This window comes from Idiomarina sp. PL1-037 (genome assembly GCF_034422975.1).
Lineage (GTDB): Bacteria > Pseudomonadota > Gammaproteobacteria > Enterobacterales > Alteromonadaceae > Idiomarina.
This window is the reverse complement of the sequence record NZ_CP139873.1, coordinates 127,707-151,372: the sequence shown is the minus strand read 5'-3', so window position 1 is coordinate 151,372 and position 23,666 is coordinate 127,707. Positions and strand designations below refer to the sequence as shown.

The following is a 23,666-nucleotide window of genomic DNA, read 5'->3' as shown; positions in this document are numbered from 1 at the left end:
TCTTTAGAAGTAATAGAAAAACCTTGTTAAGTTACAGTATTTTAGCTGCCCTAATGGCTCCAGTAAGTTCTGTTGTTTATGCTGCGACAACAGTTGAAGGTCAAGTCACGACATCTGACGGTTCCCCTCTGGCAGGAGTTCGTGTCACTGTCGCCGGAACAGCGCAAAGTGCCTTCACTAACAACCAGGGCCGCTACACACTACAGCAAATTAGCGAAGGTGAGCAGACATTAATATTCGAATATATTGGCCTCCCAAAAAAACAACAAGTTGTACAGAGCTCAGACGGCACCCAGCAATTGGATATCCAGCTTGATACCGAAGAAGACATTGAACGCATTCAAGTTACCAGCCAGCGTGATTCAAGTAACCGGGCGTTAAACGACTACCGTGCAGCCGATGCTATCACTAACTTTATCGCCTCTGATGATATGGGTCAGTTTGTTGACCAGAATGTCGCTGAGTCATTGCAACGTCTGCCCGGCACAAGCATTTCCCGTGACCAAGGGGAAGGTCGTTTCGTTAGCGTCCGGGGTATCTCTCCTGGCTTAAATGCTGTGACTATAAATGGCGTAAGAGTCGGAACACCGGAAGACGGTTCGCGGGCAGTAGCCCTTGATGTCATTCCCACTGGTTCAGTTGAAAGCTTGTCCTTAGTAAAAGCCCCAACTGCAGATATGCCCGGCGATGCGATAGGCGGCTCTATCAACATTGAAACACCCTCGCCATTTGACCGTCAGGATAAGCAGGTACGGTATCGTGCGGAAGCTTCCTATAACGACTTAAGCGGCGAAGTGAGCCCGAAAGTGGAATTCAACATCAGCGATCAGTTAAGTGATAAGTTTGGCTATGCTTTTGGCATAAACTATCTTGACCGCAAACTGGAATCTGACAACGTTGAGGCAGAGTACGATGAGGTCGATTTCGGTGACGACGAAGTATTTTCCATAATCGAACTACAGCAGCGTAAATACTATGTGAACCGCGAGCGCCTCGGTAGCAACCTAAACCTTGAGTATCGCCCGGATAACAATTCCCGTGTTTACTTCAACACTATGTACAGTGAGTTCACCGATAAAGAAACGCGCCAACGCAGCATTTTTAGCTTCGAAGATGGCGACGTAACGGAATTCAACGATACCAGCGCCCGCGTGGACTTACCCGCAGATAGCATGAAGCGCCGCATTCGCTTCCGTACCAAAGAACAAAAGACCATGGCAATGGACATTGGCGGCGAAAACCGGTTTGAAGACTGGACTCTGAATTACCGTGCGGGCTATACCCTAACCGAAGAGCGCGTGCTTGACGAAAACGAAGGTCGCTTTGAGTCAACACTGGAAGGCTTGAGCTCTGAGGTGTCTTTTGGTAAAGGGTTACCGTCTTTCCGTATCTTAGAAGGCGACACATTAAGTCAACGCCATTTAGACAACAGCAATTTTGTTTTAGACCGCGCCGTTTTAGAGCCAAAATTAATTGATGATGACGAAGTCAGCTTCGGCCTCGACGCGGAAATACCTTACGCCTTCGGAATCACCTCTCTCACCTTGAAAACCGGTATTGATGTGCGCATGAAAGATAAAGATGCGGACGTTAATGAATATGAGTTCCGTGATGTTCCTGACTACTCTCTCGATAACCTGACCACCGGGTCACCGGAATACGGGCTAGGTAACCTTGGCGATGGAATAAGCAAGGAAGCTTATCTGGATTACTATTATCAAAACACCGAGCTGTTCTCTGAACGCGACAAGGACGTTGCCGAAAACCGGGCTCTACGCGCCGGAGGTGACTTCACAGCAAGTGAAGATGTCTACGCAGGATACTTGATGGGGACCTTTGATTTAGAACGTACCCGCATAATTCCGGGCGTCCGCGTTGAACAAACGCAATTCGAGGCTGAAGGCACAGAGCTGCTGTTCGACGAACAGGGTGACCTAACCATCGGTTCACGCTTTGCCGACAGCGACTACACTAACGTTTTGCCAAGCATCCATGTTTTACACGACCTTTCCAGCGACATGCGTTTACGTGGAGCCTGGACGAACACTATTGCACGCCCAAGCTTTAATGACATTTCGCCACGTGCCGAAATTAACCGTGACGACATGGAAGCCGAACTTGGCAACCCCGAGCTTGACCCATACGAATCGATGAATTTTGATTTGATGTTCGACTGGTTCTACGCAGAAAGCAGCCTATTCACTCTCGGCGGTTTTTACAAAGACATTGACAACTATATTGTTGATACTGTCAGCAACAACGTAGATGGTTTCACGGGTTTTGAAGTAGAGCAGCCAGCTAACGCGATCAGTGCTTCTGTCAAAGGACTTGAAGCTAGCTGGCAGCACAGCTTTGTTGGCAGTAGCCTGGAAGGCCTGTTAATTGGTGCCAATATAACTCTACTTGATACCGAGCTCGAACTCCTGGAACGCGACGGAGAAAGCTTTTCAATTCCCGAAGCGGCCGACTTATCCGGCAACGCTTTTGTTGGCTACGAAAGCGGTCGGTTTAGTACCCGGTTGAGCCTAAGTCATCGCGATGAGTCGCTGGACGAAGTTGGTGATGATCGCCGTTATGATATCTACACTTCGCCGCACACTCAGCTGGACTTAACAGCCTCTTACCGTCTTTCAAAGAAAGCTGAATTGGTATTTGAAGCAACTAACATCAACGATGAACCGTTAGAGCTTTACCAGGGGTCTCGTGATTACATACTCCAATTCGAAGAATATGGCCCGACCTTTTCTCTCGGTCTCAAAGGCAGCTTCTAAAGCTGGATTATAAAACTTGCGCGCAAACTCTTATCACAGGGAGTTTGCGCTTTTGTCTCCAACCTCTTACATTTTTAACCTCAGGGCCCTGCCTTTCAAGTTGCTCGATAACTCTCATCAATCGGCAACAGCAAGTGCAATTATCGTGAAAATAAAAATGAGTTGTAAACATTCACTTTTTCGATGGTTGAAATAGATTATTTCTAATTATCTCAAACGAGTTTCCGAGCTAGTATAGGCTCCCCAAAATTGCTTTGACAGCAAGCGCAGTAATTAACAGGAGTACTTAAGGTGTCCGCACTATTTCAACCGTTCGAGTTAAAAGACGTCCGTTTGCGTAACCGCATAGCCGTTCCCCCAATGTGCCAGTATATGGCTGAAGACGGTGTCGTTAACGACTGGCATTTAAGCCATTACACCAGCCTGGCGCGTGGCGGTGCCGGCTTAGTGATTGTCGAAGCCACCGCGGTTTCACCTGAAGGGCGTATTACCCCTAACTGCACAGGCCTCTGGAGCGACGAACAGGCACATGCTTTTGCGCCGGTTGTAGAAAATATAAAAAAAGCAGGCGCCGTTGCCGGTATTCAAATTGGTCATGCTGGACGCAAAGCCAGCGCAAACCGTCCATGGGACGGTGACGATCATATAGCGGAAGGTAATGCTAAAGGTTGGCAGACAATATCGCCCTCTCCTATCGCTTTTGGTGCAAACCTGCCTCGCGAACCTGAAGAAATGTCGCTGGACGACATAAAACGCGTGCAAAACGACTTTGTTGCCGCTGCGGAACGAGCTCGTGACTTAGGATTTGAATGGCTTGAGCTGCACTTTGCTCACGGCTACTTAGGGCAGAGCTTCTTTTCCCCTCATGCGAACCAGCGTACTGACGAATATGGTGGCTCGTTTGAGAACCGTTCCCGATTCCTGGTAGAGACAGTTCGTGCGGTAAAACAAGTATGGCCAGATAACTTCCCGCTAACCGCGCGCTTTGGTGTGATTGAATTTGATGGTAATGACGAGCAGCAGATGCAGGAGTCCGTTAAACTGACTCAGTTGCTAAAAGCAGAGGGACTGGACTTTTTAAATGTCAGTATCAGTTTCTCAACACCAAACGCCGAAATCCCTTGGGGCCCAGGCTTTATGGCGCCTATTGCGGAGCGCATTCGTAAAGAAGCAGATATTCCAGTAGCTTCCGCTTGGGGCATCGATTTACCTCAGCTGGCAGAACACACGGTTGCACAAGGACAACTGGATTTAGTCATGGTTGGTCGCGCTCATCTGGAGAACCCTCACTGGCCTTACAATGCAGCCAAAGCACTGCGTGTCGATAAGCCTTCGTGGGTATTACCTGCGCCTTATGCGCACTGGCTTGAACGCTACTAGGCAATAAGTTTTTCGCGCTTTCGGCAACGACGGCCACCATATAGGGTGGCCGTCGTTGCTTGCTAAGCGTAGAGATCCATTGCGTCGATTTACGCGTATGAAGGGGTGATGAACAAATAACAGGAGGAATAATGAATACAAGTGATAAAACAGCTGAATTCACCGCCCCTGGGATAAAAGATAAGTCTGCCCAAGACACTATAGCGCTGCTCGACGACCGTCTGGTTGCACTGCTTGACCTTCAACTGACGCTTAAACATGTTCACTGGAACGTGGTTGGTCCAAACTTTATTGGCGTACATGAAATGCTGGACCCACAGGTTGATAGCGTTCGTGAAATGACCGATACCATCGCAGAGCGCATAGCGACCTTAGGCGGCGTACCCGCCGGTACCCCGCAGTCAATTGTGGACCGCCGTTCATGGAAAGACTATTCGATAGGCAGAGGCTTGGTCACTGAACATTTAGTTGCACTTGATAAAGTGTACAACGGTGTTAATAAAGACCACAGAGATGCACTCAATAAGCTCTCTGAACTTGACCCTGTTTCAGAGGACATGCTCACTGGCCAACTTGCCGAGCTTGAACAATTCCAGTGGTTCGTCCGTGCTCATATTGAATCAGCATCGGGTGAACTCAAAAGCTAATTAATTTGCACAATTAGCAAACACTCTGAAAGCCCGGCAACGATGTTGTTGGGCTTTTTGCTTTTAAAGCCAGGCTACTGCAGTTAAGAAATGCCTATCAATACTAGACTCCCCCCGATATAGCTAACAATTTATAACTTTGTTAATATCATTTGAATTAAAAATAATCATCATAACGAGATCCCCACATGCAAAAGCTTCGTCCCCTTTATATTGCTTTATTAAGTGCTGCATTATTGCAGGCCTGCTCTCCGGCGAGTCAAAACACCGAAACCAGTTCATCAACCGCTAAAGAAAGTACTGAAGCTCCGATAGCAGAAAAAGTCCCTCATGAAATGACCATTCATGGCGATACCCGCATCGATAATTATTACTGGATGCGGGACGATGAACGTAAAGACCCTAAAGTACTGGCTTATCTTGAGGCTGAAAACGCTTATACGGATAAGATGCTGGCTCACACGGAAGATCTGCAGCAAAAGCTGTTTGAAGAAATGAAAAGCCGCATTGCCAAAGATGATAACTCCGTGCCAGTGCGTGACGGCGGCTACTATTACTCAACAGAAATGCGAGGCGATAACGAGTATCCGATTTACGTTCGCAGTAAAGATTTTTCCGGTACCGACAAGCAAATTTTGTTAAATGTTAACGAGCTTGCTGAAGGTAAGGATTATTACTCCGTAGGCAGCCTTGAAGTCAGTCCTGACGATGCGATTCTAGCCTATAGTGAAGACACCGTTAGCCGCCGTATGTATGACATTAAACTCAAGGATATGAAGACCGGTGAGTTACTCCCGGATCAAATCGAAAATACGTCGGGCAGTATTGTCTGGGGCAACGACGGGCAGCATTTTTACTACATAAAGAAAGACCCGGAAACCCTGCTAGGTTATCAAGTCTATCGTCATAAAGTGGGTACCGAACAGCAACAAGATGAGCTGGTCTATGAAGAGCAGGACACAACTTTTTACACCGGCATCGGCAAGAGTAAAGACGACTCTCAAATTTATATTGTCCATGACGCGACCGAGTCAAAAGCTGTATCACTTATCGATGCCAATGATCCCAACGCCAAACCTGTACCCTTTGTCCCAAGGGAAGACGGCCTGGAATACAGCATAGCGAAACACGGCAATGATTATTATGTCTTGACCAATCTGGATGCTGTGAACTTTCGCCTGATGCGGGTAAGCGCCGATAAGCTTGGCGACAAACAACACTGGCAGGAAGTTATTCCGCATGAAGAAGACACCCGACTGGAAGACATTGAGCTGTTTGACCAGCATTTGGTCTATAAACAGCGCCAGCGTGGCCAGACCCAGGTGTTTGTGCGAAATCTAAATACCGGTGATGAACAAGAGCTTTCCTTCCGGGATAAAGCTTACACGCTGTATTTTTATGGCAACAAAGAAGCCGATAACCCTGAGTTGCGCCTATACTACACCAGCATGACTACTCCGGGCAGCCACTATGATGTGGATCTTAACAGCCTGGATAAAACCCTGTTAAAGCAACAGCCAGTACTGGGCGACTTTAAACCTGAAAACTATGCTTCCGAACGCTTATTTGTTAAAGCCCGGGACGGTGCTGAGGTTCCGGTAACATTGGTTTATCGTAAGGACAAATTTAAAAAAGACGGCACCAGCCCACTATATCAATACGGTTATGGCTCTTACGGTTCTACTTCAGAACCCAGCTTTAGCAGCAACCGTCTAAGCTTACTGGATCGCGGCTTTGTTTTTGCTATCGCCCATATTCGCGGCTCACAAATGCTCGGCCGTCCCTGGTACGAAGACGGCAAAAAACTGAGCAAGAAAAATACCTTTAATGACTTTGTCGATGTGACTAAGGCATTGGTTGAGCAAGGCTATGGCGCAGAGGATAAAGTCTTTGCCATGGGTGGTAGTGCTGGTGGTCTGTTAATGGGCGCAGTGATCAATCAGGCTCCGGAACTTTACCTTGGCGTAGCGGCGCATGTGCCTTTTGTCGATGTTGTGACGACCATGCTGGATGAGAGTATTCCTCTCACTACCAACGAGTTTGACGAGTGGGGTAACCCGAAAGAGAAAGTTTATTACGACTATATGCTGTCGTATTCACCTTATGATCAAATCAGCGCACAGGACTACCCTAATCTGCTGGTAACCACCGGACTCTTTGACTCGCAAGTGCAGTATTTTGAGCCGGCCAAGTGGGTCGCTAAGCTCAGAGATTATAAAACCGATGATAATCTGCTGCTGTTTAAAACCGAAATGGAAGCGGGTCACGGTGGTGTTTCCGGGCGCTTTAAGCGCTTGCAAAACACGGCGCTGGAATACGCTTTCTTTCTCGATTTACTGAAAGGCAAATAAGCCAGTTCACACAGTCTCGAACTGATAAAAACCGGCCACTCCTCAAAGAGTGGCCGGAAAAACTTAAAAATGAACCCTGCGTGGAGTTACTCCTTAACCACGTTAATTGCCTTAACATTAACAAACTCATGCATGCCAAAACCGCCATGTTCGCGGCCGTAGCCTGAGTCCTTAACACCACCAAAGGGCATCTCTGGTGTTGCAACTCCGAAGCCGTTGATGAAAACCATACCGGTATCGAAGTACTTGCTCGCCAACTCAGTGGCACGCTGCACATCTTTTGAAATAATACCACCACCGAGGCCGTAGCGGCTGTCGTTAGCTATGCGCATAGCATCTTCGTCATCCTTAGCACGAATCAATGCGGCAACTGGGCCGAACAGCTCGTCCTCGTAAGCCGGCTGACCCGGTTCGACATTTTCCAGCACAGTCACCGGATAAAAAGCACCTTTGCCCTCAGGTTTCTCCCCGCCACAAAGTATGCGGGCGCCTTTACTCACGCTTTCTTCAACCTGTTTATGCAATTGGTCTCGCAGATCAACACGGGCCATAGGGCCTACATCCGTATCACTTTGCTTAGGGTCTCCAACTTTCAGAGCTTTCATTTTTTCAACATAGCGCTCTTTGAATGCCTCGTAGTTAGCCTCGGTTACTACGAACCGCTTGGCAGAAACGCACGTCTGTCCGGTGTTGAATACCCGTCCCATAACGCAGGTATCTACTGCAACCTCCAAATCGGCATCGTCGAGCACCAGGTACGCATCGTTAGAACCAAGTTCCAGAACTGTCTTTTTAAGGTGCTTAGCAGCCTGAGTCGCCACTTTACGTCCTGCACCGTCGCTTCCGGTGAGAGTGACACCACGTACCAGTGAGTGAGCAATGACTTCATCCGAAGTCTCGTGGGAAATAACCAAGGTGCGGAACACGTTTTCGGGCAGTCCTGCTTCGCGATAAATTTTTTCCAGCAACAAGCCGCTACCGGTAACGTTCTCAGCATGTTTCAGCAGCACAGTGTTGCCGGCCATGATGTTAGCTATCGAATAGCGTACGACTTGATAAGCGGGAAAGTTCCATGGCTGGATACCGTAGACGATACCAATTGGCGAATAAGTGACTATACCGCGCTGACCGTTTCCTGGCTTGCGTTCTTCATCAGCCAGCTCTTCCGGGCCATGTTCAGCAGTGTAGTCGCATATACCCACGCACAGGTCAATTTCCTGACGAGCCTGTTCCGGCAGCTTGCCCATTTCTTTAACCATAAGGTCGGAAAACTCTTCCTTGTGTTCCTGCAGCGCTTTACCGATAGCTTTCACGCTCTTAGCACGCTGCTCCAGCGACTCAAGACGCCACTGTAAAAATGCAGCGTGGCTCTCTTCGATTATCTGAGTGGCCTCGGCAAGGTCCATTTTCGTATAGTTTTTCAGCTTTTCGTCGTTTGAGGGATTGATCGTAGTAATTTGGTTACTCATTCTATCTCCCGTTCATTGTCTATAAATAAACATTGGTAAATTCTCTAAACCAATCAGATTTTAGATCGACGTGTTTTAACGCCTTGCGCTATAGACGACCGGTCTATTCTTAACTGTAGCGGACAACGAGCAATTCTGTCAAATCGATTCAAAGTGATGACCCGGAGACCCGGGTATAGCGGGAAACTGGCCTTTAAGTCTTGGTATCGCTGCAATCCAGCATTAGAAGAGTTGAATTCCGTGCTTGCTGCAGTGGTTCCTTGTCCTGGCTTAACTTAGCGAGCAATGCGGCACCCATCCACATCTGGTAAAGCATTCGAGCCAATTGAAGGGGCGGAACTCCGTCAGCTAGCGAGCCGTCATTACGACCATTCTCAATCAAAGTCGCAATCTTTACTATGAGCTGCTGCACGCCGTCATCCAGGATTTGCCGCATAGTCTCAGACATATCCGCAACCTCAGCTGCAAGCTTCACCACCAGACATTCTTCCGCCCAACCACGTGTCGGGTCATCAGGGTCAGCTATCCAGGCATCCCAGTAACGCATTAAATTGTCTCGGCCACTACCCGATGCCGTAAACAGCTGATCAAACTTACATCCGTAATCATCGGTGTACTCTTTCAACAACTCACAACCAAAGGCTTCCTTAGATGGGAAGTAATGATAGAAAGAACCTTTGGGGATACCACAACTCTTAAGAATTTCCTGCAATCCGACAGCAGAAAAGCCTTTTTTAAGTACCAACCGGTAACCCGTTTCAAGAATGTGCTGGCGTTTGGTTGCAGCTTTTTTTGTTCGTTGCATTAATAGAACCTCTAATTACGTCGCCGGAACGTGCCTAATTTTCTAAATAGTTTTAAGCGCTACAATATAACTTAAAATAGAAGTACTTATTAGTGGATGGTGGTGTATCAATTCGTTAGGTTTAAAGGTACTGATTATGTCTGACTACACTCGCATTGAAAAAGCCATGACTTATATGTCAAAACATGTATCGAGCCAGTCGACGCTGGAGCGCAGCAAACGCATGCTGAAAGACGAGGGCTCTCTTATGGATGTTTCCCCCAGCATGGGGTTAAGTGGAGGATCGCGACTGTATGACCACTTTGTTAAGCTAGAAGCCGTAACGCCGGAGGAATACAGGAACGAAGGTCAAAAGGTTACTATCCAATACGGCATAAATGAAACCCCTTTTGGTAAGATATTTGTCGCAATTACCCCGCAGGGCGTATGCCGCGTTGAGTTCTTGGGCTCCAGAGCTGTTGATGAAATACTTGCCAATGTACATAAAGACTGGCCCGAAGCCTCGCTCTTAAGCAATGACAGCGCGACGAACTATGTGGCTAATCTACTGTTTGGTCGTTTAAAAGACTGGCTATCTGCCCCCTTGTCATTGCACATTATGGGTACTAATTTTCAAGTCGCCGTATGGCGAGCGTTATTGAGGATACCGCCCGGAAAGCTGGCGAGTTATTCGCAAATTGCCAATGTACTCGGCTGCCCGGGGGCATCTCGTGCAGTTGGTAATGCTGTTGGCTCCAACCCTGTTGCCATGCTAATTCCTTGTCACCGCGTTATTCAGAAAAGTGGTGCTTTAGGCGGTTATCGCTGGGGTTCAACGAAGAAAGAAATGCTTCAGGCATGGGAGCTGCTGCACGAAGAGCCCGAAGAACAGTAGCATCGTTCGGTAATCGCGTTATTGCTCTTAATTAAGAAGAATGCGAACGCCAAATTCTAAAGCGCGTCACGATGTACCAGATAAGACCGCCGATAAACATAACCAGAGGTATCACATTGATTTCGTTACTTTGTTGAGATTCCTCGGAGGTTAGAAAAAACCAAAGCACACCCACGATAAGAATAACGAGAGACAACACGCCTTGTATCTGCAAGCTCTTCGATGTGTTCTCAGACGTAATCGCGCTGTTTTCGCCCGGTTGATTCTCTTGTTCCGATTTTTCACTCTTCACAAAACCACAGGCCGGACAGCTATAGTTATTATCCAGTACCTGATCTTCACACTTTGGACATTTTTCAAATGCCATTGAGGTACCTCTCTGTTTTATTGATGAGTGTTCATTGTTTAGTGTAGTCAAAAACTTTTGTGTTTGTCATTTCCAGTACGCTGATGACATCCGTTATAAGCTGTGCCGCGTAATAGGGTTTTATGTACTTAAGTATATTTCTGACAGCGTTTCTGGCCGCCACAATACTGCCAGCTCAGTCTGAGTTTGTGGTCGTGGCAGCCCAGCGCATGGATTACGATGTCTGGATAATCTGGTGGCTGGCCTCAATCGGTAATACGCTGGGGTCAGTGGTTAACTATGTTCTGGGCCGTTTTTTGGTGCGGTATCAGGATCGCCGCTGGTTCCCGTTCAAACCAAAATCTCTTGCCCGCGGTCATCGCTGGTTTGAACGCTTTGGTAAGTGGTCGCTGCTGATGGCCTGGGCCCCCTTCATTGGTGACCCTCTCACCTTTATAGCCGGTATGCTGCGATTAACCTTCTGGCAATTTTTGATTCTGGTTTTTATTAGTAAAGCTGGCCGCTACGCTATTTTGCTGGGTATTACGCAGTTGTTTTAAACATAAGTTTCCGGAGAAGCCAGATGCTCAGGTGAGCAAACCCCGTACCAGAGGATAATTGAGCGTATTAATACCGAGCTACCCACTGCTGAATCTGTGACGCCGACATGACACCAGCTTGTCGAGCCACTTCCTGACCATTTTTAACAAACAGAGTTGTCGGAATACTTCGCACAGCATATTGTTGCGCTAAATGGGGCTCTTTTTCCGTACTTATCTTTAAAAATTGAGCGTCATATCGCATATTTGTAGCCGCCTGTTCGAAATGAGGACCATACTGCTGGCAAGGCCCACACCAACTCGCCCAAAAGTCTACAACGAGAGGCATATCAGCACTCTGATGAGCTCGAAATTCATCACTATTTACGACAATAATTTTCCCGCTAAAAAGTAATGACCGACAATGACCGCAAACAGCGTTCTCGTTTCTTTTATCGACCACAATGCGGTTTTTCTTGTGGCATGAAGGACATGCAACAATCATTTTTTCAGCCATTCTGCTGTTTTCCTTTTGCCTTTCGCTCAGCGTGAACTATTAAGGTGTTAATTTACGTAAGTGTAATACGGTTTTTGACGGATGTAAGACTTAGGTAATGTTAAATTTAGATTTTGCTAAACGAGTCATTATTGAAACGGCGAAACAGGAGTGGGTCGACAGCCCGGCTTCTGGTGTGCGTCGTAAATTATTGGAGCGTGAAGAGGCTGAGCGCGGTCGTGCGACCAGCATCGTTGAGTATAAGCCAGATGCATCATTTAGCACTCATGAGCATCCACTGGGTGAGGAAATATTAGTTCTCGAAGGTGTTTTTTCTGATGAAAACGGTGACTATCCAGCTGGTACTTATATTCGTAACCCACCAGGAAGCTCACATGCCCCCTTTAGTAAAGATGGCTGCAAATTACTGGTTAAGCTGCATCAATTCCAACCAACCGACACTCAAGTTGTGCGCATTAACACCCATGAAGCTGAGTGGTTACCCGGCCAAGGCGGGCTAGAAGTTATGCCGTTACATAGTCATGGCACTGAGCACGTTGCACTGGTAAAGTGGCCAGCAAATGAAGTGTTCAAACCACACCGCCACCTGGGCGGCGAAGAAATACTGGTGTTATCCGGCGAGTTCTGTGATGAACACGGACGCTATCCCGAAGGCACCTGGATGCGCAGTCCACACAGGAGCGTGCACCATCCCTTTGTTGATAGAGAAACCATAATTTGGGTTAAGACAGGACATTTGGGGTAAATAAGATACTCATGAGTTTTAGTAGCGGCTTAACAAGCCCAACATAAATCGCGCGATAACTTACCCTTAATTTGAAAAGCATCGCAGAAACATCAGGGGAGAGATCCCCCCCCCTGTTCCAACGAAATAGGTTAGATATAATCACTATGTCCAACATCCTCTACTGACTGCATCACGTAGCGGACTGGCTCTTTGAAGTTTAGCTGCGATAAAGCCTCACGAATACGGGTTACATCATCAACAGAACAAATTACTTCAGCCATCATCATCCGGCGTGCGCCACGAATTTGCTCGCCGATATCAAAGCGTTCGTGATTGCGACTAAAACCGTCAATGTCATAAAGGCTAAAGCCGCTTAAATAGTCGAGTTGAATCAGGCAGTCGACCAAATCGGCTTTTTGTTCTCGGCTAAAATAGAGTTTTAACAACTTATTGGACATCACGAGCTTTCCTGTTTACGAGTAAGTATAAAATAGGCAGCAACAGCAGGGTGGCCAGCGTTGCCGTTATCAGCCCACCTATAACCACAACCGCCAGAGGCTTTTGCACTTCTGAGCCGGGACCACTGGACATTAACAGCGGAATCAGGCCAAAAATAGCGGTAATGGCTGTAATTAAGACCGGCCGCAGACGGTCTTTAGCTCCTTCAATGACTAAGGTTTTAAAGTCGGAGAAATGAACTCGAGTCTGCTCGAAGTGGCTTACCATGACGATACCGTTAAGTATGGCAACGCCCATCAAAGCAATAAAACCGACCGATGCCGGAACAGACATGTACTCACCGCTTAGCCAGAGCGAAATTGCCCCGCCACTCAGGGCAAACGGAATATTCGTCAGCACAATCGTTGTCAGGCCAACCGATCCCATCGAGCTAAACAGTAAGATAACAATTAACAGCAAAGCAACAGGAATAACCATTAGCAAATTGGCACTAGCCCGCGCCTGATTTTCGAACTCACCGCCGTACTCAATGAAATAGCCGGGGTCAAGGTTTACATTGGCGCTGACACGTTGCTGTAGCTCGTTAACAAAACCAACGACATCGCGGTTTTCAACATTGCTGGTGATTAACGCGTAACGGTTAGAGTTTTCGCGCTCGATAATGGCTGGGCCATGCTCGAAAGTGATGTCAGCAAGTTGCTGCAGTGCAACCGTTTCGCCGTTGTCGGTGACAATTGGCAAGGACTCGATGTTGCTGACCGAGTGATAATTACCCGCAGGTTTTTGCGAGCCCATCACAATTGGTGTGCGGATACGTCCATCCACCGCTTCGCTGACCGGGAAGCCGCTGAGTTGTGAAAGAACAAATTCACTAAGGTTTTGTTTCGTAACGCCATAAAAGCGCAGTTGCTGCATATTGGGGACAATACTTAAAAAGCGTGCGCCGGTAATCACGCTTGCCTGAACGTCGACCGCCCCTTGCACTTGCCTGGCTTGCTCAACCACCCTTCCGGTGACCTTGGCAAGGGTGTTCATGTCATCACCAAACACTTTAATAGAGACGTCGCCACTACTGCCGGTTAGCATTTCAGAAATGCGCATTTGAATAGGTTGGGTAACGTTAACGTTCATGCCAGGATAGCCTGAAACCACTTCGCGAATGGCATCAATCAGTTCTTGTTTACTATCAAAACGCCAGCTGTCTTTAGGGTTAAGTTCCATGAACACATCGGTTTCGTTTAAACCCATGGGGTCTAAACCGAGTTCATCTGAGCCGGTTCGGGCAACGATTTGCTTTATCTCCGGGATCTTAGCAAGTAGTTCACGCTCAACCTGTGTATCCAGCTCTATCGATTCCTGTAAAGAAATGGTCGGTGACTTTTCCAGTTGCACGATAATGTCGCCTTCATCCATGGTAGGCATAAAGATTTTTCCGACCATGATAAAGCTGATTACACTTAAGGCGAGCACTGCGGCAAACCCCATTAGTGTGGCACTTCGGCGTTTAATTGCGCCGGATAATATACGTTGATAGCGCGCCTGCATAAGCTCAAGCGATTTATTACGGCGAGCTTTGGGTCGCATTAGCAGCGAACCTAGAGCAGGGATTAGCGTCAGCGAAGTCACTAAGGCGGCAGTGATTGCGATAACAATGGTCAAAGCGACCGGTGAAAATAACTTACCTTCCAGGCCAGTCAGAGTGAGTAGAGGTAAAAACACCAAAATAATGATCACAGTGCCGCTAACCACAGACGGCGCCACAGCCAGGCTGGCGCGATAAATTTTGTGCAGCAAGGGCAACTGTTTTTGCGAGTTTAACTCGGTCTCGATTTTTTCGGTGATCACTACCGACGAGTCGACAATCATACCGATAGCAATAACTAACCCGCCTAAACTCATCAAGTTCGCCGATAAGCCGAGTAATTGCAGGCAAATAAAGGTGATCAGCGCCGCCACGGGGATCGATAACGAGACCAGAATCGACGCACGAACATTACGTAAAAAGAAAACCAGTACCGCTATAACTAACACGATGGACTGCATCAGAGCATCAGAGATTCCAGCTATGGCAGTGTCAATAAGGCCTTTACGGTTATAGAACACGTTGATGTCCGTGTCTTTTGGCAAACTAGGCTGTATTTGTGCCAGTTTTTGCTCAACCGCTTCAACCACCGCCGCGGCATTAGCCCCTTTTAAGCCGACTACCAGGCCTTCGACAGCTTCTTCTCCATCCTTGGTAATCGCGCCAAAGCGCGGTAGATAACTAAGCGCAACATCACCCAGTTGGTCTAGTCGATACACTTGCTGGTATTGATTCGTCACACTAATGGCCGCCAGATCGTCAAGCGCGACAATACGTCCGGTAACCCGTGCGCTAAACGTTTCGGTACCTTGGGTGATGCGACCTAAATTACCGACTTGGTTGGCATCAGCCAATGCATCCTTAATAGCTTGTAGCGAAATGCCAGCATCACTTAATTTTGACGCCGACGGCGTAAACTGAAAGGTTCTGACTTTCCCGCCTAAATTAGTGACATCTGCTACCCCTTCAACCGTGCGTAATGTCGGTCGAATCACCCAATCTAGCAGGTGACGCTTTTGCTCCAGGTTCATGCCGGGGTTTTCTACCGTGAACATGAACATTTCGCTTAATGGCGTGCTCATCGGTGCCATACCGCCTTGAATACCGCCCGGCAGGTCTTTACTGACGGCAGCGAGTTTTTCCGCAACTTGTTGGCGCGCCCAATAAATATCGGTGTCTTCTTCAAAGTCGAGGGTTATCGAGGTAATACCGTACTTGGTGGTTGACCGCAGAATGGTTTGATTTGGTATACCCAATAATTCGGTTTCTAACGGGTGAGTTACCTGGTTTTCTACCCGTTCGGCAGCCATACCGGGGGCGCGTAAGATGACGTTAACCTGAGTCGGTGAAATCTCTGGAAAAGCATCCACCGGTAGTTGGCGAAGCGACTGGATACCGGCCGCTATTAACAGCAGAAAAGTAATAAAAACAAACAGACGATTTTTTAGCGAAAAGCTCAGTATGCGGCTAACCATTACTGCGCCCCCTCGTCTTCTGCTATAACCTTAAGTGCTGCGACAGAATGCGTTGCGATGATGTTCAGAGGTGTCGTTGATCGTACAAAGTAATGCTCGCCGCTTAAGCTTAATAGTTCGATAGGCTCAGCGTTAATTGTCGCATTTTCTATACTAAAGATAACGGGTTCATCCTGCAGTGTGGCAATGGCACTGGCCGGCAAAAGATAGGCATTTTCAATTGTTGCCTGGGGTACAACGTTAACGCGTTGACCGATGGTCCAGTTGATATTTTCTGGTGGCTCGCTCCAAATTCGTACAAAGCCATTACGCACCGTTTGTTCACGTTGGCTTACCCGCAGCTTTTGACCGTTAATGTTTAGACTCGAGATACGTTTTGCCTGTTCTATCGGTACCTCGGCAACGATGGCTAAACGCGCATGAGCGGTTAGCGTACCCAGCTGTTGCCCATTACTGCTGGTTCGCCACACTCCTGGCTCTGTTGCGATCAATTGTGCAGACTGCGCAGCGGTTTGTTTTACCCGCCGCAGGACAACGTTAATTTCATGCAGGGTGTCATTCAGGCTAATGTATTGCGTTAGAAACTGCTGCCACTCATCGGCGGCAATGGCATTGTTTTGGTATAACTTCTTTTTGCTCTGATACTGCTTAGCGGCAACATCGTACTGCTCTTGTAGTGTTTCAACACGGTGAAAAAAGTGTTCTACCGAGGGACCATGTAGTTGCGCAATAAGGGTACCGGATTCCACCGCCTGCCCATCAACAACTTGATAGTCTACTGCCGCGTTTTCAAACGGGTTGGGCAGAGTTAAAACACTGCCTGGGGTCGTCTGGTAACTTCCCGTGACCGGTGCAAAAGCTACGTTATCTGCTTTCACTGCCGCTTGCGGGCGTAAATCGTAGTTACTTACCTGCTCGACAGAAATTGATTGCGCCGCTAACACAGTCGTTGTTGTCGCAAGCCCTGACAGAGCAAGTGCTATGACACTAACTATGGGACTAAGAGTAGCGGCGAGACGAGATAGGTTACAGCGTTTCATAAAGTCATTCCCTGTGCTTGGTTTAATAAGGCATTTGCCAGTTGTAGCTCTATCTGGCTTAGCTGCGCCGCTTGCTGATAGGACAACTGCTCGAGTAATCTCTCGATATACAAGCGAGTGTCAATTTGACCTTGTTGATATAGGTTGTCGAGCTGCTCGATGGCGTTGTGGCTTAACTCGGCATTTTTACGGTCACTTTGGTGCTTTTGTTTCAACTGCTCTAACTGGCTTTGCGCGTTAGCTATGTTGAGTTCAAGGCGGATTTGAGTCTGCCGGAGTGACTGGTTAAGCTCGCTTTGTTGCTGTTGCAACGCAACAAGTTCACTAGCATTCAGTGAGTGTGAAAAATCGAGCGGAAGACTAAAGCCTAGTCCCCATTGATTTTCACTTTGGTTGGGCGCGTCAATGTATTTATAGCCCGCGTTAATGCCCCAGCTTTTTTGCACAGCAACGGTCTGTTGCGTAGCATTTAGCGCTAATTGCCATTGCAACTGAAGGGTTTGTAATGCTGGATGCGCTGCCGTTGAGGCGTGTGGACGAACAGATTCCTGTAGCGACTGTGGCACGTTATTAACGCCGGTCAGTTGCTGCCATACGCGCTCGAGCTGCTGCAAGGCTATTTGCTTTTCTGCAACTTGGCTAAGCGCACGTTGGTGTTGTTGCTTCACTATAATACCGGCATAAGCTGGACGTTCACCGGCTTCCACTAACGACTGAGTCTGGCGCTGAAGCTGATGTAATTGAGTGGTAACTTTTTCAGCATAAGCGAGTTCAGCCTGCAGGCGCTTAGCTTGCCAGAAAAGCTCTCGTATGACGCCGCTGGCGGTTAATTCTAGCTGACGTTGTTGAAGCTGTTGGTAGCGTTCAACGAGTTTTTCAGAGTTGTTAATTAATTTGCGCTGCGCGGGGGATAAAAATTCCAGCTCTAATACCAGCTCTGTTTCGTTTGAGCCAATAGCATCATCGTTAGTCTGCCAATGCATGAGGGATAACCGTGGCGTCGCAGACAACCATTGGCGCTGGCTAAAATCGGTATCGATAAGAAGACCATCTGTTTTGAGCCGTTCAACAACGGATTCCAGCAATGTTTGCTGCGATAGGTTATCGCCCTTAGCCAAAGGGCTTAGCAAAAAAAATGTACTTGCCAATAGGCTGAAAAATAATTTACCAGAGGTAGCGCGGAGCAAAGACATCAAAGCCTCCATCGGTTAATATCATTATTAACATTAAGGTTTTTAAGGCGTCGATGCATCGGGCGGATGCCCTAAGCGCACTAATTTATGAGGAATTTATGACAATTGACCGACTGTTAATGGTGATATTTTTATTAATTGCGTTTGCTAACGTCTCTGACGTGGTAGCCGATTACCATATGCAAGTGGCAACCTGGCATTTGGCCATTGAGGGAATTACTGTGGTCATTTCGATTACGGCATTTATTGTGCTGTGGAAGCGGGTATTGCTGCGCAATCAAGAACTGAAGCAGGTAAAAGTTGCGCTATCGAGACACCAGCAGCGTGAAAAGGAAAGCACAGCGAACCATGAGTCGGAAAAAGAACGTGATAAATCGCCAGATTCTTATACCGCCGTACAGTCCTGGTTCAAACAATGGAAGCTGTCTCCCAGTGAGCAAGAGGTTGCAGTGTTATTAATCAAAGGGTTGAGCTTTAACGAAATAGCCGAAGTTCGTAGCACCAAGGAAAAGACCGTCCGCCAGCAGGCATCATCAGTCTATGCTAAGTCTGGTTTGAGTGGTCGCAACCAACTATCGGCCTGGTTGATTGATGCGTTACTAGAGTAAGCGTTTTTCTATTCGAAAAATTATCTCACCAACCTGTCCATCGCATTTCATCAAATTAACATTCAAACCACCGATTGGTTAATCTGAAATAAATTCGTCTAATAAACCAACGACCCGATCGGACGTCGCAATAAGCTCTTCTACCATCGGCTCTAATTCATCGTGGCTAGCGCCACTTTTAGCTTTAGCAAAGATTTCACGCCCCAATTGATGCACCTTAGGGTGTATATTGCTATAAAGCTCAGGAAAACTCGGCTTATTCGCCAACAACGACTGTCCGCGATCCGAATCAAGAAACTTACCGAGGCGGCATTGAGTGTGATCTTTCAGCTCTCCTTCACTGAGTGACGTTTGACCGAACATCGCATAGCGAACGACTTTATCAACCCAGACAATATGGTCTGATTTAGCGAGTCGCAGTAACATTTGAGGTTCGTCGCTCGGGAGAAGTTGAAGTTCTTCCAGCTGGTTTTCGCGCAAGTGGCGCATCACTTTAGCTATATCATTAAAAGACGAGCTCGCAGTTTTAACTGAGTCAGACACATGCTGCAGGCGCTGTGACATATCAGTGGCAACACTCGATTGCTCCCGAGTTGCTGTGGAAACCTCTGTAGTAGCAGAGAGGTTCTGTTCGGCTGAATCACGCGCACGCTCTAGAATATCGCAAACTTGAAGGCGATCCTCACGAGACTCGGTTAAAGCATCGTTACTCCTTTCAATCACTGATTCAATCTCGCGGGCTCCATTTACGACGTCATTGACAATGGTATCAATTTCAGTGGCGGCCTCGGAACTGCGGTTGGCAAGCTCCCGTACTGCGTCAGCGACGACAGAAAAACCACGACCGGCCTCACCTGCACGGGCCGCCTCAATAGCGGCATTGAGCGCTAAGAGGTTAGTTTGATCGGCGATCTCATTAACCGTCTGGGTTAAATGCGTGATCCGCTCGGTCTGATTTACAAAAGTGCGAGTGTGCTCAGTCACCTGTGCAATTGATGTCTCCACATCACTCATGTGTTTCACCAGTGTTTTCAGCTTTTTGAGGCCGTCATCTGCATCGCTGGCCGATTGCTGTGCAGCAGACAAAACTTGCTCAGCATAGGAAGCAACCTGTGTTGCTGAAGACGACATTTCTTCTACTGCCGTAGCTAATTGTTCGGCATCCGCCTCAATGCGATTAATCTGCTCTTGAAATGTTAACCCCTCACGCCCGAAGCGAACAATATTACGAATCGAGTCGACGCTACTATCCGCAATACCATAAATGTCCGTCGATGGTTTTTGCGATGTAAATAGTGGCGACATCCAATCTGGTGCGTCATTTGCAGAGAGTTCACCACGACTGAAAGCTTCCAGGTAGGCTTGAGCCTTTCTGTGAGTTAGTAACATATGCTTTATCCTTATTGACTACATGGTTATTTTGTCACAAACCTGTACAAATCCAAGTAGAATAATCCCCGTTTTAATGATTCTTTTGGTTAAGCAGAATTCATTTTTTACGCTCTGAACTTATAATCCGGATCTACCCCCTTTAGTATTCTAATTGTCGCGCTAAATGCGCGACTTGCCGAGTAATACACTCAACCTCAACACCTCACCCCAATATATTTGCTAACATCAGAACACAACTAATAATACTAACTAAAACAGGCAACTTACTATGAAGCGTTTGGTCACAAGCCTACTTGTTTCTGCAGCATTTGGCGTATCTGCATCTGATGCTATGTCAGAGCGACCCTTAATCATGCAGCCCGAAATCAGTCCTGACGGGACTCAAATCGCCTTTAGTTACCAAGGTGACATTTGGACAATGTCGACATCGGGCACCAATCCAAACCGTTTAACCATCCACGAAGGCTATGAAAGCTCACCTAAATGGTCAAAAGACGGTAAATCCATCGCTTTTAGCAGCGACCGGTTTGGTAATGATGACGTGTTTATTATGCCAAGCAAGGGCGGCCGCCCCGATCGTTTGACCTATCATAGCGCCTCGGACCAGGTGTTAGGCTTTAATAACGACAACCAAGTACTCTTTAACACTCGCCGTTTGTACGCTGAAGTTGAACGAGAGTGGGAAGTGTACAGTGTGGCACCAACGGGTAACGCAACAGAGTCTCGCTATATGGATGCCCTGGGCTTTGATGCCGTGGTTTCTCCGGACGGCACAAAGATTGCCTTTGTGCGCAGTACCGCCAGAGTATCGCGTGAAGATTACCGTGGCCCGGCCAACCGTAATATCTGGGTTTATGATACTGAAACTGACGAGTACGAACAGTTAACCGACTTTGATGGTAATGACTTTATGCCTCAATGGTCGAGCAATAACGAGTTATATTTTATCTCTGCTCGTGCAGGTAAATACAATGTATTCAAGCAGCAGCTAGGGTCCAAACGAGCAACACAAGTTACCGATGAACGTGAGTTTGGTGTTGAGCACTTTAGTATTGATAAGCGAGCAAACCATCTTGTTTATCAAGCTGCCGATAAAGTTCAGCTTATTACTGGTGACCAAAGCAAATCGCTCGACCTATCGATTCCTACGGATTTTCGTTTTGACCCTGTCACGAAAAAGTCAACCACGGACTCACTTGACGAATACAGTGTGTCCCCTAACGGTAAGTTAATTTCTTATGTCGTACGTGGCGATTTATTTGTAAAGCGCAACGATAAAGACGATAAACGGTCAGTCAGGCTCACAACAGGCGCAGCACGAGACAGAGATGTTACCTGGCTTGATGACAACACTCTGCTGTTTGTGTCTGATCGAGACGGCCAAAACGATATCTTTGCGGTGACATCGGCGGACTCTGACGAGCCGAACGTGTTTAAGTCGCTCAAGCATTCCATAACACCCGTCACACGCACCGACGCGCAAGAACGCGAACCCCTGGTTTCTCCTGATGGCAACAAAGTGGTCTATCGTGAAGGGCGCGGTAAGTTAATTGTTGCTGACGTTACCGAAGGCAATTCACTAACCAACACTGTTACCTTGTTAGACGGCTGGGCAACACCCAGTGGCGTGAGTTGGTCGCCAGACAGTAACTGGCTAGCTTATGCTAAATCTGATTTATCCTTTAATAGTGAAATCTTTATTCATGCTGCAGATAACTCGCAAAAGCCCGTTAATGTCAGTATGCACCCGAAAGGCGATTACAGCCCGGTTTGGTCACCCGATGGCAGCAAGCTCGGCTTTACGTCCATGCGTAATAACGGCGACTACGACATTTGGTTTGCCTGGTTAACAGAAGGCGACTGGCAGCGCTCTAAAGAAGAGTGGAAGCGCGATGAATTTGTAGAAGAAACGGCTGATGCCAAAAAAGATGAAGACGACTCGGAAGCTTCTGTGAAAGCAGTCGAGCCGATGCAAATTGACTTAGAGCGCATCTATGAACGCCTGGTTCAAGTCACGCGCTTTGCCGGTAATGAATCTGGCTTAGCATTCGATAAGGAAGGCGAGCATGTTTATTACACCATTGGTGGTGCTGGTCGTCAGAACTTTAAAATGGACCAAGACCTGTTCAAAATTAAGTGGAACGGTGAGGACAAAAAGCAGGTCATTGAGGGTAACAAAAGACCACGTAGCTTATCACTGAGCAGCGACGGCAAGCACTTGTTTGCGTTAACCGGTAAAGGGCAGTTAGTCAAAATAGACACAAAAAAAGACGAGCCTGAAATCTTATCGACCGTATCGCAACAAAACATCGAGCATATGGCCGAGCGTGAGCAGATCTTTGATGAAGCCTGGCAAGCACTTAATGCCGGATTTTACGATCCTGAATTTCATAACAATGACTGGCAGGAGCTAAAAGACAAATACCGTCCTTTAGCATTAAAAGCGTCAACCAAAGAAGATTTTCAGTATATCTTCAACTTGATGTTGGGTCAGGTCAATGCCAGTCATATGGGCTTATACCGCGGTGAAAACCAAAAAGAAACCCAAAAGACTCAAACCGGCTTGGTCGGTATTGAGGTTGTACCAACCGATGAAGGGCTGAAGGTTACCTCAGTTCTTAACAAAAGCCCTGCCGCCCGCGACGACAGCCGTCTACGAGTCGGTGATGTGATTACACAGGTCAATCAACAGTCGGTCGAAGACGCCAACTTCTATGAGTTACTGAATGGATACGCAAATCAACGGGTATTGCTTGACATAAAGCGTGCCAATGAGAACACCGAAGTGGTGTTGTGGCCAACAACGCGTTTAAGTAACGAAAAATACGACAACTGGGTCGAAACGCGCAGAGCAATGACCGAAAAGTATTCAAACGGACGCTTGGGTTACTTGCATATTCGCGGTATGAACTGGACCAGCTTTGAGCGTTTTGAGCGGGAACTGATGGCTGCGGGTTACGGCAAAGACGGTATTGTCATTGACGTACGTTATAACGGTGGAGGCTGGACAACTGACTATTTGATGGCAGTGTTAAACGTTGAACAGCATGCTTACACGATTCCTCGCGGTGCTACAGACAACCTGGACAAAGACCAGAAAGAATTCAGAGACAAGTACCCCTACTCTGAGCGTTTACCGCTATCGGCCTGGACTAAGCCATCTATTGCCATGAGTAACGAAAACAGCTATTCAAATGCTGAAATCTTCTCGCATGCCTATAAATCGTTAGGTATTGGCAAGTTGGTGGGTCGCCCCACATTTGGGGCCGTCATCAGTACAGGGGCTGAACGCCTTGTTGATGGCTCAATTATCAGAATGCCATTTAGAGGCTGGTGGGTTAAAGAATCCGATGCCAATATGGATTTTACCCCAGCTCAGCCAGACATTGAGGTATTTAATCCACCGGCTTATAAAGCCAAAAACGTGGATCCACAGTTAGAACGTGCTGTCGAAGAGTTGTTAAAGACCCTTTAGACTAGTCGCTGAGTAG

17 protein-coding genes and 1 pseudogene are annotated in these 23,666 nt (G+C 47.4%); 9 read left to right on the top strand and 9 right to left on the bottom strand.

Going from position 1 to position 23,666, the window contains the following annotated elements; all coding sequences use genetic code 11:
* Nucleotides 1–53 precede the first annotated feature (53 nt).
* The 4 genes and pseudogenes from U0358_RS00670 to U0358_RS00655 all read left to right on the top strand — a co-directional run bounded on the left by U0358_RS00670 (nucleotide 54) and on the right by U0358_RS00655 (nucleotide 7,149).
* A complete protein-coding gene (locus tag U0358_RS00670) occupies nucleotides 54–2,771 on the top strand; it encodes a TonB-dependent receptor (protein WP_322406661.1) in 2,718 nt (905 codons plus the stop codon).
* A gap of 291 nt (nucleotides 2,772–3,062) precedes the next feature.
* Nucleotides 3,063–4,076: pseudogene (locus U0358_RS00665) on the top strand (NADH:flavin oxidoreductase/NADH oxidase); the annotation flags it as partial.
* A 206-nt stretch (nucleotides 4,077–4,282) separates the two neighbouring features.
* The gene (gene dps / locus U0358_RS00660) at nucleotides 4,283–4,798 is read left to right on the top strand and encodes a DNA starvation/stationary phase protection protein Dps (RefSeq protein ID WP_322406660.1); all 516 of its coding nucleotides are present in this window, start codon (nucleotides 4,283–4,285) and stop codon (nucleotides 4,796–4,798) included.
* Nucleotides 4,799–4,986: 188 nt separating this feature from the next.
* Nucleotides 4,987–7,149 (top strand): S9 family peptidase, encoded by a 2,163-nt coding sequence (locus tag U0358_RS00655; protein ID WP_322406659.1) that lies wholly within the window; start codon nucleotides 4,987–4,989, stop codon nucleotides 7,147–7,149.
* 86 nt (nucleotides 7,150–7,235) lie between these two features.
* Here the strand turns inward: U0358_RS00655 and U0358_RS00650 are convergent, their stop codons facing one another.
* Together U0358_RS00650 and U0358_RS00645 are read right to left on the bottom strand one after the other, a co-directional pair.
* The gene (locus tag U0358_RS00650; protein ID WP_322406658.1) at nucleotides 7,236–8,618 is read right to left on the bottom strand and encodes an NAD-dependent succinate-semialdehyde dehydrogenase; all 1,383 of its coding nucleotides are present in this window, start codon (nucleotides 8,616–8,618) and stop codon (nucleotides 7,236–7,238) included.
* Nucleotides 8,619–8,811: 193 nt separating this feature from the next.
* On the bottom strand, nucleotides 8,812–9,423 hold the full coding sequence (locus tag U0358_RS00645; protein ID WP_273025370.1) for a TetR/AcrR family transcriptional regulator: 612 nt from the start codon (nucleotides 9,421–9,423) through the stop codon (nucleotides 8,812–8,814).
* Nucleotides 9,424–9,559: 136 nt separating this feature from the next.
* On the opposite strand from U0358_RS00645, the gene U0358_RS00640 reads away from it, so the two are divergent.
* Complete coding sequence (locus U0358_RS00640) at nucleotides 9,560–10,297, top strand: methylated-DNA--[protein]-cysteine S-methyltransferase (RefSeq protein ID WP_322406657.1); 738 nt, start codon at nucleotides 9,560–9,562, stop codon at nucleotides 10,295–10,297.
* A 31-nt stretch (nucleotides 10,298–10,328) separates the two neighbouring features.
* Here U0358_RS00640 and U0358_RS00635 read toward each other — a convergent pair whose 3' ends face one another.
* Nucleotides 10,329–10,664, bottom strand: coding sequence for a zinc ribbon domain-containing protein (locus U0358_RS00635; protein WP_011233331.1), 336 nt, complete (start codon nucleotides 10,662–10,664; stop codon nucleotides 10,329–10,331).
* A 122-nt stretch (nucleotides 10,665–10,786) separates the two neighbouring features.
* Here U0358_RS00635 and U0358_RS00630 point away from each other — a divergent pair, with 122 nt between their 5' ends.
* Complete coding sequence (locus U0358_RS00630; RefSeq protein WP_011233330.1) at nucleotides 10,787–11,203, top strand: YqaA family protein; 417 nt, start codon at nucleotides 10,787–10,789, stop codon at nucleotides 11,201–11,203.
* 67 nt (nucleotides 11,204–11,270) lie between these two features.
* Here U0358_RS00630 and trxC read toward each other — a convergent pair whose 3' ends face one another.
* A complete protein-coding gene (gene trxC, locus U0358_RS00625; RefSeq protein WP_322406656.1) occupies nucleotides 11,271–11,699 on the bottom strand; it encodes a thioredoxin TrxC in 429 nt (142 codons plus the stop codon).
* A gap of 97 nt (nucleotides 11,700–11,796) precedes the next feature.
* Here trxC and U0358_RS00620 point away from each other — a divergent pair, with 97 nt between their 5' ends.
* The gene (locus U0358_RS00620) at nucleotides 11,797–12,444 is read left to right on the top strand and encodes a cupin domain-containing protein (RefSeq protein ID WP_322406655.1); all 648 of its coding nucleotides are present in this window, start codon (nucleotides 11,797–11,799) and stop codon (nucleotides 12,442–12,444) included.
* Nucleotides 12,445–12,575: 131 nt separating this feature from the next.
* On the opposite strand, the gene U0358_RS00615 is transcribed toward U0358_RS00620, so the two are convergent.
* From U0358_RS00615 to U0358_RS00600, 4 genes are read right to left on the bottom strand one after another with little or no spacing between them, the layout of a single operon-like run.
* Nucleotides 12,576–12,884, bottom strand: a complete 309-nt coding sequence (locus U0358_RS00615; protein ID WP_322406654.1) for a DUF3240 family protein — start codon at nucleotides 12,882–12,884, stop codon at nucleotides 12,576–12,578.
* The gene (locus U0358_RS00610) at nucleotides 12,874–15,942 is read right to left on the bottom strand and encodes an efflux RND transporter permease subunit (RefSeq protein ID WP_322406653.1); all 3,069 of its coding nucleotides are present in this window, start codon (nucleotides 15,940–15,942) and stop codon (nucleotides 12,874–12,876) included. The genes U0358_RS00615 and U0358_RS00610 overlap by 11 nt, the downstream gene beginning before the upstream one ends.
* On the bottom strand, nucleotides 15,942–16,982 hold the full coding sequence (locus tag U0358_RS00605; RefSeq protein WP_322406652.1) for an efflux RND transporter periplasmic adaptor subunit: 1,041 nt from the start codon (nucleotides 16,980–16,982) through the stop codon (nucleotides 15,942–15,944). The genes U0358_RS00610 and U0358_RS00605 overlap by 1 nt, the downstream gene beginning before the upstream one ends.
* Nucleotides 16,979–18,175 (bottom strand): TolC family protein, encoded by a 1,197-nt coding sequence (locus U0358_RS00600; RefSeq protein ID WP_322406651.1) that lies wholly within the window; start codon nucleotides 18,173–18,175, stop codon nucleotides 16,979–16,981. The genes U0358_RS00605 and U0358_RS00600 overlap by 4 nt, the downstream gene beginning before the upstream one ends.
* Before the next feature lie 98 nt (nucleotides 18,176–18,273).
* Between U0358_RS00600 and U0358_RS00595 the strand changes: the two genes are divergently transcribed.
* A complete protein-coding gene (locus U0358_RS00595; RefSeq protein WP_317498038.1) occupies nucleotides 18,274–18,783 on the top strand; it encodes a helix-turn-helix transcriptional regulator in 510 nt (169 codons plus the stop codon).
* A gap of 78 nt (nucleotides 18,784–18,861) precedes the next feature.
* Here U0358_RS00595 and U0358_RS00590 read toward each other — a convergent pair whose 3' ends face one another.
* The gene (locus tag U0358_RS00590; RefSeq protein ID WP_322406650.1) at nucleotides 18,862–20,172 is read right to left on the bottom strand and encodes a methyl-accepting chemotaxis protein; all 1,311 of its coding nucleotides are present in this window, start codon (nucleotides 20,170–20,172) and stop codon (nucleotides 18,862–18,864) included.
* A 271-nt stretch (nucleotides 20,173–20,443) separates the two neighbouring features.
* Here U0358_RS00590 and U0358_RS00585 point away from each other — a divergent pair, with 271 nt between their 5' ends.
* Complete coding sequence (locus U0358_RS00585; RefSeq protein ID WP_322406649.1) at nucleotides 20,444–23,650, top strand: S41 family peptidase; 3,207 nt, start codon at nucleotides 20,444–20,446, stop codon at nucleotides 23,648–23,650.
* Nucleotides 23,651–23,666 lie beyond the last annotated feature (16 nt).